This is a genomic window from Achromobacter sp. RTa, from assembly GCF_000757485.1.
Lineage (GTDB): Bacteria > Pseudomonadota > Gammaproteobacteria > Burkholderiales > Burkholderiaceae_B > Achromobacter.
In genome coordinates this window covers 400378-417098 of the sequence record NZ_JPYO01000045.1, presented here as the reverse complement: position 1 = coordinate 417098, position 16721 = coordinate 400378, and the positions used below count along the sequence as shown (strand labels likewise).

The 16721-nt window shown below is 68.4% G+C and carries 16 protein-coding genes; 4 read left to right on the top strand and 12 right to left on the bottom strand.

Annotation, left to right across the window (positions count from 1 at the left end; translation table 11 throughout):
* Positions 1–33 precede the first annotated feature (33 nt).
* Complete coding sequence (locus tag JL37_RS26180; protein WP_043547917.1) at positions 34–966, top strand: LysR family transcriptional regulator; 933 nt, start codon at positions 34–36, stop codon at positions 964–966.
* On the opposite strand, the gene JL37_RS26175 is transcribed toward JL37_RS26180, so the two are convergent.
* From JL37_RS26175 to JL37_RS26165, 3 genes are all read right to left on the bottom strand, one after another.
* Positions 939–1724 (bottom strand): DUF169 domain-containing protein, encoded by a 786-nt coding sequence (locus JL37_RS26175; protein WP_043547916.1) that lies wholly within the window; start codon positions 1722–1724, stop codon positions 939–941. The two genes, JL37_RS26180 and JL37_RS26175, sit on opposite strands and share 28 nt — an antisense overlap.
* A 121-nt stretch (positions 1725–1845) precedes the next feature.
* Positions 1846–2631 carry a DNA alkylation repair protein gene (locus tag JL37_RS26170; protein WP_043547915.1) on the bottom strand — a complete coding sequence of 262 codons (786 nt, stop codon included), beginning with the start codon at positions 2629–2631 and terminating at the stop codon, positions 1846–1848.
* Entirely contained in the window at positions 2628–3158 is a 531-nt protein-coding gene (locus JL37_RS26165; RefSeq protein ID WP_043547912.1) for a MarR family winged helix-turn-helix transcriptional regulator, read from the bottom strand. Before JL37_RS26165 ends, JL37_RS26170 begins: the two co-directional genes overlap by 4 nt.
* Before the next feature lie 120 nt (positions 3159–3278).
* Between JL37_RS26165 and JL37_RS26160 the strand changes: the two genes are divergently transcribed.
* The gene (locus JL37_RS26160; RefSeq protein WP_043547911.1) at positions 3279–3773 is read left to right on the top strand and encodes a GNAT family N-acetyltransferase; all 495 of its coding nucleotides are present in this window, start codon (positions 3279–3281) and stop codon (positions 3771–3773) included.
* Positions 3774–3779: 6 nt separating this feature from the next.
* Here JL37_RS26160 and JL37_RS26155 read toward each other — a convergent pair whose 3' ends face one another.
* The 5 genes from JL37_RS26155 to JL37_RS26135 all read right to left on the bottom strand — a co-directional run bounded on the left by JL37_RS26155 (position 3780) and on the right by JL37_RS26135 (position 10659).
* A complete protein-coding gene (locus tag JL37_RS26155) occupies positions 3780–4673 on the bottom strand; it encodes a hypothetical protein (RefSeq protein WP_043547909.1) in 894 nt (297 codons plus the stop codon).
* A complete protein-coding gene (locus tag JL37_RS26150; protein WP_043547908.1) occupies positions 4670–6529 on the bottom strand; it encodes a hypothetical protein in 1860 nt (619 codons plus the stop codon). Before JL37_RS26150 ends, JL37_RS26155 begins: the two co-directional genes overlap by 4 nt.
* A gap of 176 nt (positions 6530–6705) precedes the next feature.
* Positions 6706–8670 (bottom strand): TRAP transporter large permease subunit, encoded by a 1965-nt coding sequence (locus JL37_RS26145; protein WP_043547907.1) that lies wholly within the window; start codon positions 8668–8670, stop codon positions 6706–6708.
* On the bottom strand, positions 8667–9290 hold the full coding sequence (locus JL37_RS26140; protein ID WP_043547905.1) for a TRAP transporter small permease subunit: 624 nt from the start codon (positions 9288–9290) through the stop codon (positions 8667–8669). The genes JL37_RS26145 and JL37_RS26140 overlap by 4 nt, the downstream gene beginning before the upstream one ends.
* A 247-nt stretch (positions 9291–9537) precedes the next feature.
* Positions 9538–10659: a TRAP transporter substrate-binding protein gene (locus JL37_RS26135; RefSeq protein WP_043547903.1), complete on the bottom strand. Its 1122-nt coding sequence runs from the start codon at positions 10657–10659 to the stop codon at positions 9538–9540.
* A gap of 262 nt (positions 10660–10921) precedes the next feature.
* Here JL37_RS26135 and JL37_RS26130 point away from each other — a divergent pair, with 262 nt between their 5' ends.
* The gene (locus JL37_RS26130; protein WP_043547902.1) at positions 10922–11659 is read left to right on the top strand and encodes a hypothetical protein; all 738 of its coding nucleotides are present in this window, start codon (positions 10922–10924) and stop codon (positions 11657–11659) included.
* A 38-nt stretch (positions 11660–11697) separates the two neighbouring features.
* Here the strand turns inward: JL37_RS26130 and JL37_RS26125 are convergent, their stop codons facing one another.
* The 4 genes from JL37_RS26125 to JL37_RS26110 form a co-directional block, all read right to left on the bottom strand.
* Entirely contained in the window at positions 11698–12384 is a 687-nt protein-coding gene (locus JL37_RS26125) for a hypothetical protein (protein WP_043547901.1), read from the bottom strand.
* 29 nt (positions 12385–12413) lie between these two features.
* Positions 12414–13643, bottom strand: a complete 1230-nt coding sequence (locus tag JL37_RS26120) for a hypothetical protein (protein ID WP_043548238.1) — start codon at positions 13641–13643, stop codon at positions 12414–12416.
* 110 nt (positions 13644–13753) lie between these two features.
* A complete protein-coding gene (locus JL37_RS26115; RefSeq protein WP_043547900.1) occupies positions 13754–15112 on the bottom strand; it encodes an ATP-binding protein in 1359 nt (452 codons plus the stop codon).
* Positions 15109–15771 (bottom strand): response regulator transcription factor, encoded by a 663-nt coding sequence (locus tag JL37_RS26110; RefSeq protein WP_043547898.1) that lies wholly within the window; start codon positions 15769–15771, stop codon positions 15109–15111. The genes JL37_RS26115 and JL37_RS26110 overlap by 4 nt, the downstream gene beginning before the upstream one ends.
* A gap of 137 nt (positions 15772–15908) precedes the next feature.
* On the opposite strand from JL37_RS26110, the gene JL37_RS26105 reads away from it, so the two are divergent.
* On the top strand, positions 15909–16685 hold the full coding sequence (locus JL37_RS26105) for a MipA/OmpV family protein (RefSeq protein ID WP_052097607.1): 777 nt from the start codon (positions 15909–15911) through the stop codon (positions 16683–16685).
* The last annotated feature ends 36 nt before the right edge of the window (positions 16686–16721 follow it).

Here is a 16721-nt window from a genome sequence, read left to right as displayed (position 1 = left end):
GAAAACGATCGATTGAATAGATCAGGCGGCACGATGCTAGACGCCCTCACCCTGGACCAGCTCCGCGTGTTCGCGGCCGTGGCCGATGCCGGCAGCTTCCGCGCGGCCGCCCGCCGCCTGTCGCGCGTGCAGTCGGCCGTCAGCCACGCCATCGCCAATATGGAATCGGAGCTGGGCGTGGCGCTGTTCGACAGAAGCGGCCATCGCCCCGTGATGACGCCGCAGGGCGCGGCGCTGCTGGCCAACGCCCGCGACATCCTGCTGCGCGTGGACGCCATGCGCGCCCGCGCCCAGGGGTTGGGCGAAGGCGTGGAACTGGAGCTGTCCCTGGCGGTGGACACCCTGTTTCCGATCGCGGAAGTCGGCGCGGCCCTGAACGCCGTGCGCGCGGCCTATCCGTCCGTCGCCGCCCGGGTCTCCGTGCTGCCGCTGGGCGGACCGGTGGAAGCGCTGCTGACGCGCAGCCACACGCTGGGCGTCATCGCCGGCGAGCATTTCCGCCACCCGCGCATCGTCATGCAGGCGCTGTCGTCCGTGCAGATGGTGGCGGTCGTGGGCGCGGGGCACGCGCTGGCGCGGCACGTGGCCGCGGACGCGCCATTGAGCCCGCCGGAGCTTGCGGACCACGTCCAGATCGTGCAAACGGATCCCTCCACGCTGACCGAAGGCCGAGACTTCGCGGTGCTGTCGCCGCAGACCTGCCGCGTCAGCGGCCAGGACGTCAAGCACGCCCTGATCGTGGCGGGCGTGGGCTGGGGCCGACTGCCGCTGTGGCAGGTGGAGCGCGACCTGGCCGAGGGCCGGCTGCTGCGCCTGCCCACCGACAGCCTGGGCCGGGGCAGCCAGGTGGCCACCGAAACCTATCTGGCGCACCGCATCGACCAGCCCCTGGGGCCGGCTGCCCGCGTGCTGGCAGCCGCGCTGCGGGCCGGGGCCCATCAGGGCCTGGACGCCGGCTGCGCGTAGCTCACGCCCATCCCGGCGCGCACGTCGTTCTGGATGCCGTAGGGCGGTATGGGATAGCGCAAGCCATTGGCCGACAGGGCCTTCATGCCTTCGATCGCGATCGGCAGATAGCGCGGCGGCATGGCCATCAGCATTTCTTCGTCCGGCACGCCGCCGTAGCGGCGCTCGGCGAAACAGGGCAAAGACAGGCTGGGCTCGCCCGTGGCGAGCGCCCTGCCCCAGGAATCCGCGCAGGCGGTCTCGCCCACCACGCTCCAGTCGAAGCGGCGGTAGTTCTTCCATTGCAGGCCATTGATCAGGATGATCATCTGGCCCGGCGTGGCATAGACCAGGCAGATGTCGGGAGGATCCAGCCGGCCCGAGGCCAGGGGCGAGACCACCATGCCGCGGTACTTGCCCGCCGGCACACAGGACAGCGCCTCCTGGCGGGCGCGGGCGTCTTCCGGCGTGGCGTGCCAGACGCCCACGTAGTCCTTGCCGCTCTTCCAGGCCTCGTCCTGGGGGCCCAGCCCGATCACCGCGCGGCATTGCGCGCCGACCAGGTCGTCGCCCGTGATGCCCACCGTCCATCCCAGGCGGGCCGCCATGCCCACGATCTGGTCGGTAGTGTGCGTGGCCTGCGGACGCCGCAAGCCCTTCACCGCCGCCATGTCCTCTACACGCTCGTAGAGCTTCATGCCGATGACCGTGGTTTTCAGGCGCAGCAGTTTGTTCAGGTCATCGACCAGCGATGCCCAGTTCAGTGTCGTCTCTTCCATGCCCGTCCTTTGGACTGTTGTGCGCGGACTCTGCCGCGGTGCCGCGGGCGACCCGCGGGCTGGAACGACTATACCGAATTGGAAGGCAGGCGATCGGCGACCGCCGAAGCGCCGGCCCGATTCACGGACCGATGGAACGCAGGGCGCGCTTGCAGATGCGCTCGGTCGCGGCGGAAGGCTTGCCCGCGAACCAGCGCGCGCACACGCCGCGCACCCAGTCCGGACGGTCCTTGCTGGCGTCGTTCAGCCAGTTCGCCACCGAATCCTGCACGTACACGGCCGGGTCCGCCCGCAGCGGCTCCAGAATGGGCAGCGCCATGCCCGGATCCGACTTCAGCGCGGCGATGTGCGCGCACCAGCCCCCACGCGGGCGCAAAGACTCGCTCGCAAAGCGCCGGATCCGCTCGGAAGCGTCGCCCGTCCAGGGCCGCAATAACTGCAACGCCTCGCCCAGCTCGGCCGCCAGGTGCGGACGGACCGCGAGCCAGGCCCATTCCCGCACGCCGAAGTGAGCGTCGTCGGCCAGCGGGCGAATCCGGTCCAGGCGTTCGCGCAACGCCATCTCCGGCATGGCGCCCACCATGAAGCAGGCCCAGCCGCGCACGGTGTCCGAGCGATGCGACTTCAGCTGCTCGAAACCCTCCGCGCCCAGCCGTTCGCCCAGGATGTACGCCGCCAGCGCCATGCGCCGCGAAATTCCCAGCCCGGCCTGCGCGCGCATCGTGCCGATCGCGTCGGCGCCGACCTGCGGCGCCACGACCTGCATCAGCGCGGCAAAATCCACGGCCAGGCATTCGGTCAGGGTGGCGGCCGGCTCGCCGGCGTTGAGTTGCGCCAGGCGTTCCCGGGCGATGTCCTTGACTCCCCTGCCCGCGGGCTTGGGCGCCAGCGGCTTTGCCTTGCTCACGATTGCCTCTCCCGAGTGGCGGCGCGGCCCGCGTCGGTGGCCCGCCAGATCCGCGCCAGCAGCCCGCGCAGCCGCGCCCGGTCCGGATCGTCCAGGTCCGCGAATAGCGAGCCGATCCAGTCCGTGTGGTCCTTGAACAGCCGGGCCGCCGCCGTCCTGCCCCTGGCGGTCAGCTTCACCCTGATCCTGCGGCGATCCTCCTTGCCAGCGTGGCGCGACAGGAAGCCGTCGCGCTCCAAGCCGTCCAGCAGCCCCGTGACCGTGGCACGCGTGACGCCGGCGCCTTCGGCCAATTCATGCGGCGCCATCCCATCGGCCTGCTCGTGCAGCAGAAACAGCAGCACGAACTTGCCTTCGGACAGGCCCTGCGGCGCCAGCCTGGCGGCGCAGTCGCGGTCGATGGCTCCGGCCAGTGACAGCAGCTGGAAACACAGGCCGATCCCGTCGGCCGAAGGCAGGCCTCGCTCCGCCGCCACGCCCAGCAGTGCGCGGTGTTTGGGCTCCAGCATGGGTTGCGCGTCCTGCATGGAAGGCGCTCCAGAAATGACAGAACGGATATAATACGGCGCCTAACCATATTCACACAAGCGTGGGAACGTCGGCCCACCCGCTATCATGGCCGTTGCCCCTGCCTCTCGATACCGCCCATGTCCACCCTATCCGCCAGCGTGATCCTGCGCCGCCTGCGCACGGACGACGTGCCCATGATTCTCGCCATGGAGTCCGATCCTGAAGTCATGCGCCATAGCACGGGCGTCAAGCCAGCCACCGAGGCCCGGCGCCAGGAATTGCTGGCCTGGCTGCGCGAACCGCCGACGGATATCGGGCATTGGGCCGTGGTCGTGCAAGGCCGGACCGTCGGCTGGATCAGCCTCACGCCGCTGGAAGGCACCGGCAGCATCCAGCTCGCCTACCGCCTGTGCCGCGATGCCTGGGGCCACGGCTATGCCAGCGAGGCGGGCCGCCAGCTCTGCGCCCACGCCTGGCGCGCGCTGGACGTGCCCGAACTGGTCGCCGTCGCCTGGCCACGCAACCTCGGCTCGATCCGGGTCCTGGAGAAGCTGGGGTTCGCGTTCAGGGGCATGGAGCGGCATTACCAGCGCGAGACCGCCGTCTACGCGCTCGCTCGCCCGGGGTCTTGAACGCGGTCAAGCGATCAGCGCGTCATGGATGCGCCTGGCGACTTCCGGGTCTTCCAGGTATCCCTCGATGCCGTGCCGGTTGCTGGTGGAATTATCGACGTCGATCTTGTTTTCGATGGCAGGGACAACCCCGAAATTCCGCTCGTCCAGCGAGTACAGCGCGACCACATCGCGGGGATCCCGGGCATTGAACCAGCTGCCCACGCAGTCAGGGTGCCGCACGCCGCCCAGGCGCCCCCGTATCGCCTTGATGCCCAAGGGCGATCCCAGGGTGATCAGGGCCGGCACGCGCCAGCCGGCCTCGCTGCCGTCTTTCCCCAACAGCAGGTACGCGACGATGGAACCCAGCGAATGCGCGACCACCACCTTGTTCCGAGGACGCTCGAATGCCTGGCGGACGCCGCCGTTGATCGCGCCGCGCACATTGGTGTTGCGCAAGTAGAGGGAGACATCGCTGGTCAGCAGGCCGATCAGGACGCCACTGCCCGGCACGCGCTGGTCGATGGCCCGCAGCACGGCCTGCACCCAGCGCCAGTTCTGCGGTCCGCGCTCGACCGCAACCGGACCGGCGGCGGGCGGAAGATTGCGCCGGATCTCGTCGTCCCCTATCCCGCAGGCGTCGATGTATTCATTCAGCAAACCCAGCAGCAGGCTGGCGGCAACATCGTCTTCCCGGGCGCCGCGCACGATGATCTTCGCGGCATCCGCTTCGGGAATGCCTTCAAGCAGATCCCGCAGCGTGTCGCCGTAGTACGGAAAGCGGATCCGCTCCTCGGGGATGGGCAGGGCCAGCCCCGCCGCCGCCAAGCCCCTGCCCCAAGCCTCGATCCAGGCGCGCTTGAGCGCCTTCGAATCCTTGTCCTGCTGCGACCGGCCGTGGATCAGCACGAGTTCTTTCATGCCCTGGGCGCCTCCATCTCGTACACCTCCGCCGGGCCGGACGCCGGTTGCAGCCAGGCCTCCAGGATCCGTACCCCTTCCGGCGAGTAGTGCGTCCACAGCGAGCCGGTGTCGTACTGGCGCAGCTCGCGCACTTCCAGCGGCAGCTTGCATCCCAGCGAATCCATCAGCACCCATCCCGTCGACAGCAAAGGCGCCGCGGGCATGACCCCGGCCCCCGCATAGTCCTCCCGCAGCAGGTCTCGCGACAGCAGCGCCAGGTCGAACAGGCGCACGTCCAGGCTCCGCCAGAGATAGTCCTGCAAGGCGAGGATGCGGTCGATCTCGCCGATCTCGCGGTAGGCGTACGCGGCATGCAGCGCCAGGACGGGATCCAGGAAGCGGAGTCCTCTCATGCGGGCCTCCAGCATCCGCGCGCTGGCCGGCTCGAGCGCGAAGACCCCCTGCCTGGCGGATTCGGCCACGGCCGCGCGCAGCCACCGCAGTTCCCGCAGGTCCTCCGCGCCGGCTTGCCCTTCCAGGGGTTCGTAACGCAGCGCGAAACCGCCCTCGGCATCGAACTCCACGATGCCCGCGCATCTGGGGAAAACGGGCAGCAACGTGCCGGAGCCGTCACGAAAGATCAGCAAGGCCTGCGCCGGGCTTAAAAGATGGGGGAATTCCCAGGCCGTGTACGGTTCGAGCCTGGCGCCGGGCGCTGGATGATACATGTCGGCGCGCCATCCCGGCCTGCCGCCGTAGTCGTGGCACACCACGCGCCGGACTTCGCGGCCGCGCAGGATGAAGCCCGGTTCGAGCAAGGCGGGCTCCTCGCCGATGGCGCGGCGGATCACGCTGCGGAGCAGGCTGCGGGCCGGGTCCGACAAGGTGCGCGAAACCTGAAGCTCCAGGCCTGCGGCGTCCGACGGATGCGTGAGCAGGTAATCGACGAGGCCGCCGACGGGCAGCGGCGGCATCCCGTCTTCCGGCGTGTCGTCATCCGGCGTTCCGTCCTCGGGCCGCCCGGCTTCGCTGTCGATCCCCTTGCCCGGGCCGCGCGACCCGGGCCCCGGCGGACGCTGGCGGGGCATGCCCTGCGGCTTCCTGATATCGAAGCGGGCGACCCAGGCGCGATCGCCCGAGCTGATGCGCGCGTCCGTCTCCTGGCCGACCCGTACGGGCATGCCGCGCCTGAGCAGATCCTTCGGCACCAGCTCCATCAACGCGTCGCCCAAGGGCCGCGGCCGGATGAAGCCGTCGACCACCAGATCCGGCTCGCCGCCGCCCAGCACATCGCAGAGCACTTCGGTATAGACCGCCTGATAGACCTCGTTCACCCCGACCAGCGCCGGCAATTCGAGCGCGGGCGCGCCTGGGCTGGTCGCGTAGAAAATATCGACCCCACGTCCGGAGCGGCCATCGTTGAAGTTCGGAAAGATGCTGGCGCCGTAGATCCGGCTCTGGAGCACGTCTTTCGCGACGGTCCTGCACGCGTCCGAGATGAGCACCACGTGCGGGATCCGGCCGTACCGCGCCAGGTCGAAGCAGACCTCCAGGTTGACCGCGGCGTTCGGGTCGGCCGGCGCCTCCGACAGGAGCCAGAACTCGCTGCGGCCCAGCATGCAGCCATGCCCGGAGAAATAGACGATCAACTGCTCCAGCGTATCCAGCCCGATGAGCCGGTCGATGACGCGGTAGATCCGCCGCACCGTGACGGGTCGGTCCGCGCCATCCGTGAGCCGGACGATGCGGTCCTCGGGAATTCCCTGTTCCCGGGCCCACGATTCCATGCGGTCCACGGCGCTTTCAACCGCTTCCAGCCGGCCCAGGTCGCCCTGGGTGCGGCTGACGCCGACAAGTACGATTGCCCGGTCCATGCAGCCTCGCTTTGGCGCGACGCCGGCGCCTCTGAGGGTTGGCGGTTCCCGCAAGCCGAACCAGCGGCAAGCTTACGTCGGGGCGCGAGGCCGCCGCAATGGTGCATCCGTACTAGGTCCTGGTACCCGCTCGAGACAGCATCCGGCGCATACCCTGGCGCCGGACCCCGCCCGCCCTAGCGGTACAGCACCGTCGGCAGCCACAGGCCGATTTCCGGGAATACGTAAAGCAGGAAGATCGCGATCACCTGGATGCCCATGAACGGCATCATCCCCATGAAGATCTGGTTCAGGGTGACGTGCGGCGGCGAGACGCCCTTCAGATAGAAGGCCGACATCGCGACCGGCGGCGAAAGGAACGCCGTCTGCAGGTTCAGCGCCACCAGCAGGCCGAAGAACAGCGGATCGATGCCGAAGGTATTGAGCAGCGGCACGAAGATCGGCATGAAGATCACGATGATCTCGGTCCACTCCAACGGCCAGCCCAGGAGGAAAATGATGATCTGCGCCAGCAGCAGGAATTGCAGCTGGGACAGCCCCAGCGAAAGCACCCATTCCTCGATGATGCGCTGGCCGCCCAGCAGCGCGAAGGCCGCCGAGAAGATGGACGAACCGACGAACAGCCAGCACACCATGGCGCTGGTCTTGGCCGTGAGGAATACCGATTCCCGCAGCACCGGCAGGTTCAGGCGCCGGTACGCCAGCGCCAGCAGCGCGCCGCCCATGGCTCCCATCGCCGCGGCCTCGCTGGGCGTGGCCAGGCCGAAGGCGATCGAACCCAGCACCGCCGCGATCATCACGGCCAGCGGGAAGAACGAGGACATCAGCATCTTGAAGATTTCAAGGCGTGCCCACGTCAGCATCGCATAGAACACCAGCATGGCCACCGCGCATATGCCGGCGAATATCCAGAATCCCATGGGCGCGGCGACGCTGTCGCCCGCCTCCGCCGGAGCGCCAGGCGCTTCGGGCGCGGCAGCGCCTGCCGCGGCGGCCGGAGCGGCGGGCGTGCCGGGCGGCTCGGACAGGCCGCCGGCCGCCGGCGCCTCGTTCGAAGGAGGTTCGGCCAGCTCGCCCGATGGCGGTTCGGCCAGCCCTCCGGACGGCGGCTCGCTCAGGCCCGAATCGAAATCCCCCGAGCCCAGCTGCAGTTCCGCGGGGATGTCGTACACCACCTCCGGCCGCGTCGTGGCCTGGTAGACCACCGCCACCAGCAGCACCGTTACCGCCAGCGGCGCCAGCGCCATCGCCATGTAGCGCAATAGCGCGCCGAACGGCACATCGCGATTGCGGCGCCCCTTGAACAGGGCCGCCAGCATGCCCGACAGCGCGCGCACGTGGCCTCCCGAGGCCAGCGCGGCGGACTCGGGCGACAAGGGCACCCCACGTTCCTCCATGGGCAGCGGCGGCGCCATGGAAGGACGCACCTTGGCGACAAGGATCACATAGCCCATATACAGCGCCGCCAGCATGATGCCGGGGAACAGGGCCCCCGCGTACAGCTGCACGACGGACACGCCGGTCGTCGCGCCGTACACGATCAGCATCACCGACGGCGGCAGCAGGATGCCCAGGCAGCCGCCCGCCGTGATGGCGCCGGCGGTCAGCCGCACGCTGTACCCCGCCTTCAGCATGGCGGGCATGGCCAGCAGGCCCATCAGCGTCACCACCGCCCCCACGATGCCCGTGGCGGTGGCGAAGATCGCGCATGTCGCCAGCGTGGCCACCGCCAGCGCGCCCGGCACGCGCGCCAGCGCCAGGTGCATGGACCGGAAGAGCTTTTCGATCAGGTTGGCGCGCTCGACCAGATAGCCCATGAACACGAACAGCGGGATGGAGATCAGCGAGTCGTTCGTCATCGTGGCGTACGTGCGCTGCACCATCAGGTCCAGCGTCTGCCCGATCGAACGGCCCGGATCCGAGCTCTGCATGTAGTACGCCAGGAATGTGAACAGCACGCCCATCCCCATCAGCGTGAACGCCGTCGGAAAGCCCAGCATGATCGCCACCACGATCAGGGCCAGCATCAGCAGGCCGATGTGCCCGGTGGTGAGATGGTCCCAGGGCGTCAGGAACACGATCATCAGGACGACCAGCCCGATGCACGACAAGCCGAACCACAATGCCTTGTGGATTTTCATTTGCGAGGCTCCCCGGTAGTGACGTAGCGGTCCAGACGGGCGATGTCCTCGTCCTTCACGTGCACCATCTCCTTCAGCTTGTCGACGTCCACTTCCTCGACGTCCTCTTCGCGCGAAGGCCAGGCGCCGCGCCGCAGGCACAGCAGGCAGCGCATCACTTCCGCCACGCCCTGCACCAGCAGGACCGCGCCCGCTATCGGGATGAAGGCCTTGAAGGGATAGATGGGCGGCCCGTCGGCCATCAGCGAGGAATGCTCGCGGATCGCGATGGAATAGCCGGCGTAGTACCAGCCCGCCCATACCAGCGCTATCACGCCGGGAAAGAAAAATACGATGTACAGGGTCAGGTCCAGGCCCGCCTGGACGCGCGGCGGCAGGAATCCGTACAGGATGTCCCCGCGCACGTGGCCGTTCTTGGCCAGGGTGTACGCGCCGGCCATCATGAAGAGGATGCCGTAATACATCATCTGCAGGTCGAACGCCCATGCGCTGGGCTGATTCAACAGGTAGCGCGCGGCCACCTCCCAGCATACGTGCAAGGTCAGGATGACGATCAACCAGGCAAAGGCCTGCCCGACAAAGGTGGAAACACGGTCTATGAAACGTATGATTCGGATCATCTGACGTCCTGGTCAAGGCGCACGGCGCCGCAGCGCACCGATGGACGGCGCGCTGCGTGGGAGACAGGTGTGTCAGTCTTTCGAGGCACGTGACACCCGAAGCCCATCAAGCAGACGTTCTCTGCGCAACAGGATTGCTCCGCCCAATCAAGATGCTCTACCCAATCCAGGGCACCACGGATCCGGCTCTGCCGGTCCGTCGGTGCCGCCCCCTTGAGGGGGCCCGCGCAAGCGGGTACGGGGTGGGTCAAGCCTTGTTGCTGCGCGAGAAGTAATGGTTGTAGGCCATGCGGAAGTTGACCGAAGTATCCCCGTGCCAACGCCCCACCCGTTCGGCGAACGCGCGCTGCGACTCCAGCACTTTCTTGAACAGGGGGTTCTCGGCCGAGCGCTTGGCGATCATCTCGTCCCAGATTTTCAGCTGCTGCTGAAGAATCGCGTCGGGCGTCTTGTAGAACTTGACGTTGTGCTCTTTCTGGAGCTTGATGTAGTCCTGCGAATAGCGGTTCGCGGCCTTCCAGGACATATCCGCGCTGGAGGCCTGCGCGGCATAGCTCAGGATGTGCTTAAGGTGCTCCGGCAAAGCGTCGTACTTCGCCTTGTTGAACAGGATCTCGAATTGCTCCGCGCTCTGGTGGAAGCTCTGCAGCATGCAGATCTTGGACACGTCCTGGAAACCCAGCGCCAGGTCCGAGGACGCATTGTTGAATTCGGCCCCGTCCAGCAGCCCGCGGTCCAGCGCCGGCACAATTTCGCCGCCCGGCAGCGCGTTGACCGCCGCGCCCATGGCCGTATACATGTCGATGGCCAGGCCCACCGTGCGGAACTTGAGGCCCTTGACCTCTTCCATCTTCGTGACCGGACGCTTGAACCAGCCGAAGGGCTGGGTCGGCATCGGCCCGTACATCAGCGACACCACGTTCACGCCCATGGCTTTCTGGATCTCGACCAGCAGCTCCTTGCCGCCGCCGTACTCGTGCCAGGCCAGCAGCATGTTGGCGTCCATGCCGAAGGACGGGCCGGACCCCCACAAGGCCACCGCCGTGTTCTTCCCGTACCAGTAGGCCACCACGCCGTGCCCGCCATCCAGCGTGCCCGCGGACACGGCATCCAGCAGGTCGAACGCCTTGACCACGGCGCCGGCGGGCAGCACCTCGATCTTCAACTGGCCTCCGGCCATGTCGTTGACCTTCTGGGCGTAATCGCGGGCGAACTCGTGGAAGATGTCGTTGGCGGGCCAGGTACTTTGGAAACGCAGGGAAACCGGGGCATTCTGCGCGCGGGTGACTGCCGGGAATCCCAGCGCGGCGGCGCCAGCGACAGCGGCGCCAGAGATGAACTTACGACGGGGCTTCGTAACGTGTTGCATGGCTTGTTGTCTCCTGAAAGGACTACATGGACCAGCTTGTAGTTACTTCTCCTGCGTGGACGCGGGATGGCGACGCCTGCTGCGCGTTCCCGGGACCGGGCTGCGGATGATGCGAAATCTGTGTGCTGATTAAACCTTTCTGACTAATCGCTGACAATCAGCTTTATGTCAGGACTTACCCTAGACGCGGGCACTAGTGCTTTCGCGCTACCTTCCCGCGCGTGGCGTTACTATCCCGGGACCTCAATCGGCAAGGAAGGGAATGAATCAAGCGCAGCGCAAGGCCAACCGCCGCCGGATTCCGCGCAAGGCCTGGGCATTGGGCCTGGCCGTCGCCGCGGCCGCGGGGTTTTATGCCTGGAAGGAATCTCCGCTGGGTCCGGGCCTGACCGAAGGCAAGATACACAAGATCCTGGTCGCCGCCATGGCGACGCCCACGAATGCGCCGGGCAGCGCCTGCGTCAATGTCGTGGGCGTGCGGCCCCTGCCCACCGATGTCTATACGGCATTCCTTGAAGAGCAGGACAAGATCGTGCAAGGCTTGGTCAAGCACCAGCTCATCACGGTCAAGCGCGTCAGCGCCAGCGGCGACGGCTCGCCTCCGCAACCGGACGAGAAGCCCGAGGACGCCACCAGCCGCATGGAGCTCACCGAAAAAGGCCGCGCGTACTACACGGACGGCGAGGCCCTCATGGGGTCCAAGCTGCTCTATACGGCGAAGTTCTGCGCCCCCGGCCTGCAGGTCGGCAAGATCCTCAACTATTCAAAGCCGGGCAAGAATCCGTTCGACGACAATCCCAATGCGGTCTCGGCAGTGAAGTTCGAATGGCGGCTGGACCGCGCCACCGCGGACTGGGCGGCGGACCCCGTTTTTTATCCCCATATATCCGGGTTTCCCTCGCAGCATGAGCCGGACGAGTGGCAAACCCGCCACATCATGCTGGAACGGAAAGACGGCGTGTGGGGCCTGGGAGACCGGCCCTATACGATCCGCTGGTAAGCATGCCGGCGCCCGCAAGGCGCCGGCGCATCCTGCGCCTACCCTGCGGACGATTCCGCCGGCATCTTGCCTGCGGGCGCATCGCCGGCCTCTTGGGCCGGACGCCGCACCGCCCTGACCTTCCCGCTTTCGCCGCCGCCGCAGAAAAAGCAGGCGGCGCCGTCCGACTCCAACCCGGATACGCCGGCGCCCGCGGGCATCTCCATGCTTTGCAGCACTTCACCGGTCCGTTCATCCAGCTGGCGCAGCTCGCTTGCGCCGTTTTCCCAGGTGCCGTGCCAGAGCTCGCCGTCCACCCACGTCACGCCCGTGACGTAGCGGTCCGACGCAAGCGTGCGCAGCACGCGGCCGCTTTCGGGATCCACCTGGTGGATCTTGCGCTGCGGATACACGCCCACCCACAGGCTGCCTTCCGCCCAGGCCAGGCCCGAGTCCTCGCCCGCGCCCGGCGCGGGAATGGTGGACAGCACCCGGCCGCTGCCGGGATCGATCTTCTGGATGCGCCCGTCGGCGATCTGGTAGAGATGCTTGCCGTCGAACGCCGTGCCGGCGCTGGCGGCCACCGCGATCTCGCGCGGCGTAGCGCCGGTTTCCGGGTCCAGCGCCAGCAATTTCTCTCCTGCGGCGAACCACACCTGGCGGCCGTCGTAGGTCACGCCATGCACGGCTTGCACGCCGGGAAAGGGGCCATATTCACGGATGATTTGAGCTTGAGAGCGTTTCATGTCGGTGTCCTCGTATGGGTATCACCATGCTAGCGGCCCGCCAGCCCCGCCGGGAGTAACAAGGTTGTCGTGAATCCAGGCATGGGCGGTGTCATCCAGCGCCGCGCGCGCCCCTGCCCGCAGGATTGCACCTTGTCCGCCGCCGCCAGCGCGTCGAGCGCTCGCTGCACCGTGCGCTGGCTTGCATTCAGCGCCAGCGCCAGCGCCGAACTCGACCACGCCTCGCCGTCGGCCAGGAAAGCCAGAATCGCGCCATGCTCGCGGTCGGCGTCGTCCACGGGGCGGGCGAGTACCGCGGCCTGCCGCCCCTCCCGCGGCTTCAGCGCAAAGCCGTTGCGGGCGGCGACGATGCCGGCCACCGGTCGCAACGCGGCGCGCAGCCGCCCGATCTCGACGCGCAGGCGAGCGCGGTGCGTTTCGTCGAAGTATGCCGTGCGGAAGGCCTGCGCGATAAGCGTCTCGCGGGGCGCCGGGTGCGGCCAGGCCTCCGCCAGCGCGCGGGCCAGCGCGAACAGCACCGGTCGGCTCGCCAGCGGCACCGTGACGCCCGCCTCGCGGACGGCATGGCGGCATGCGTCCACGACCAGGGTGTCCGATGCCAGCAGCGCTTCGACATCATCCAGCAGCAGCAGGCGTTCCTCGCCGCGCGCGACCAGGCGCGCCGCCGGCGTCGACAGGACCAGGGACGCGCTTTCCACCTCGGCCATCAGCGCGGGGATGCCGGCGTGTCCGGCGGCGAGCTCGGCCTGGGCCAACGCGGCGCGCGCGGGCTGCATGCGCAGTCGCCTCAGCGCGATGCCCGCCGCGATCAGTTCGTGGACCGCCCGGGAGGCAGGCGCGAGGCTTGCCGGATCCAGCGCGGCCAACGCGCGCTCGGCCTCGTCGAGGCGGCCGATCAGAAGCTGGCGGCGGGCCTGCAGATGCCGGGCGTGCGCGGCGTTCGCCGGATCCCCGTGCGCCTGCAGCGCCGCGCGCGCGGCCTCAAGCGCCTTCTCGGGCCAGGCCAGCTCGCGCGACACGAGCGCGATCTCGGCCTCCGCCACGACGCAGCGGGCGCGTGACAGCGCATCTTTCGGATCGAAGCCGCGGGCGGCGCAGCGCAACAGCGTTTTCGCGCGCCGGAAGTCGCCCAGCTGGGCCATGGCGATGCCCCGCAGGGCGAGCGCGGCCGCGTCGCCGCGCAGGGCAATGTGATTCAGCGCGCCCAGGGGATCGCCGGCCGCCAGCGCGCGCGCAGCCGAGTCGATCAGGAAATCCATGGGCATACCGCCACTTTCGCCGCTCCCCCTGGGTGACCGGGATTAGGGCCAGTTCACCCTAATCTACCATCAAGCGGCGCGCAGGAACGAGGCCGCGGCGGCCGGCTTTATCAGGCGCCCGCCGGCGGGAAAGCCACCGACAGCGCCACGCCCGCCCCGCGCAGGCCCGGCCCCAGGGTCACGTCGGCGCCGTGCTGGCCGGCGATCTGCGCCACCAGCGACAAGCCGATGCCGCTGCCCCCGCCAGCGCTGCCCGCGGGCCGGTAGAAGCGGTCGAACACGCGCTCGCGCTCCGCCGGCGCAATGCCCGGGCCGTCGTCGGCCACGCACACGAATGCGCCGCCGCCGGGCAGCGGCCCGCAGGACACCGCGATCTGGCCGCCCTCCGGCGTATAGCGGACCGCATTGTCCAGCAGGTTGCGCAGCAGCACGCCCATCGCATCGAGCCGCCCCTGGGCCGCGCAGGGCTGAACGTCGAGCTGGATGCGCTGCCGCTTGCGGGTGGCGTCCATTTCCCGGTCCCGCACCAGCATCACGAGGAGCGCGTCCAGTTCGATCGCCACCGGCGCGTCCGCGCTTTCGTTCAAGGCGTCCGTGCGGGCCTGGTCCAGCAGTTGTTCCGAAAGGCGCGACGTGCGCTGCGCGACCAGGCGCAGCTTCTCAATGGCTGCGGCGGCCTCGTTGCTGCCGGCGCTGCGCGCCACCAGCTCCGCATGCGCGCTCAGCGCGGCCAGGGGCGTGCGCAGCTCGTGCGCCGCGTCTTCCAGGAAGCGGCGCTCGCGGTCCATGCCGCCCTTCACGCGCAGCAGCAGCTGATTGATCGACTGGATGAACGGGCGCAATTCGCCCGGCATGCCGGCCGAGGGCAGCGGCGCCAGGTCGAAGGGCCCCCGGCGGGAAATGGCCACTCCCGCGCGGTCCACCTTGCGGAAGGCCCGGCCCACTACCGCGCAACTCACCGCCGCCAGCAGCACGAAGAGAATGGAGACGATGATCAACCCGCGCTTGAAGCTGTACAGGGACTCCGCGCGCCATACGCTCAGGGGCTTGGCCACCTGCACCTGCACGCGCCCGCTGGCGTCGGTCAGCGCGAACACGCGCCATTCGGCCCCGTCGGCGGCCACGTCGGCATAGCCGTCCCGGAAGCCGCCGCTCAAGGGCTGGGCCGGCGATTCCGGAGAGCGCATCAGCAGCCGGCTGTCTGCCAGCGACCACACGTGGAACCTGATCCTGTCGCCATCCACATGGCCGGAAACGGGGGGAGAGAAGCGTTCGGTGGGCGCCACGTTGCCCAGCAGACTGACGGGCAGCGACGCCAGCATCTGGTTGGCGGCGTCATGCAGCCATTGATCGCGCACGCCCGTCTGCGAGCGCGTGGTTTCGTACTGCTGGAACGCGAACACGGCCACCCAGGCCAGCAGCAGGGTCAGAAGCAGCGTGACCGTCAGCTGCCTGCGCAGCGTTTTCATGGCGCAGCCTCGATGCGGTAGCCAAGGCCGTGCACGGTCGTGATCAGCCCCTCGCCCAGCTTGCGGCGCAATTGGTGGATGTACACGGCCACGGTATTGCTCTCGATGGCGCCGCTATCGCCATAGACCGCGGCTTCCAGTTGCTCGCGGTTGACGGTGTGGCCGATGCGCTCCATCAGCGCCAGCAGCGTGCGGTACTCGTGCGCGCTCAGGCTGATTTCCACGCCGCCGCGGGTCACCGCCCGCCTCGCGGGCTCCACCGACACGTCGCCGCAGCGCAGCGCCGACACGACCGTATTGCTGCTGCGCCGGACGACGGCGCGCAGGCGGGCCAGCAGTTCATCGAGCTGGAACGGCTTGACGATGTAGTCGTCGGCGCCCAGGTCCAGGCCCTGCACGCGTTCGCTCAGCCGGTCGCGCGCGGTAAGAATGAGTACCGGCGTGGCGTCGTAGCGCGCGCGCAGCTGCTTCAGGACCGCCAGGCCGCTGCCGTCGGGCAGCCCCAGGTCCAGCAGCACGGCGTTGAAGCCATGCTCGACCAGGGCCAGCTTCGCCTGCGCGACGTCGCGCACCCAATGCACGTCCGCGCCCGACTGGGCCAGGCCGGTATGCAGCGCGTCGCCCAGCATGGCGTCGTCTTCCACTAACAGGACACGCAAGGGCGCTCCCAGGCAATCAAACGAGGCCAGAGGATGCCGGCACCGCTTTAAAAAATTATTAAAACCCCATGCCGACAATGCGGACCTCGGACGGCGAGGCTGATGGCCCGCCGCGAACACGCACAGGAAGCAATGGAATGAAGCGAAAGATTTTAGCAAGCGGGCCGGCGGTGGCTTCGGCCCTGCTGGCCGCCCTGGCGGGCAATGCCCGCGCCGAAAGCGGCAGCGCCAACTTCATCGGGTTGGGCGTGGGAGCCGTGCCGGTGTACGAAGGCTCGCGCGAGTACCGGGCCCTGCCCGTGCCCCTGATCAACTACGACTCGGGTCATTTCTTCATTTCCCCGCGCGCCGGGCTGCCCGCCATGGGCCTGAAGACGGATCTGGCCCCCGATTGGACGGCCGGCGCCTTCGTCGGCATGGCGCTGGGACGGAAGGCGGACGATTCCGACCGGACCGAGGGCCTGGACGACATCGACTTCCACGGCACCTACGGCGCCTTCATCGAATGGTCCCCCGGGCCGTATTCGGTGATGGCGGCCTACCGGCAAGCGGCGCGCAGCGGCTACGGCGGCACGCTGGAGCTGCGCGCCACCTATGAAGCATGGCGCGACACCAGCAACCGCGTCACGCTGGGCGCCAGCACGCAATGGGCCAACGGCGACGCCATGCAGACCTGGTTCGGCGTGACGCAGTCGCAGGCGGCGCGCAGCCACGCGGGACTGGAAACGTACTCGCCCTCGTCCGGCTTCAAGTCCGTGGCGCTCTTCGGCACCTGGGCCCACCGCATCGATACGCGCTGGAGCGCCGTAACCACGCTGGGCGTCAATACCCTGGTGGGCGACGCCCGGGACAGCCCGCTGACGGAACGCAAGACGAACGTTTTCGCCAACGTGGGCGTGATCTACGCATTCTGACGCCACGGCCCCTGCCCGGCCGAGCGTGGGAGACCC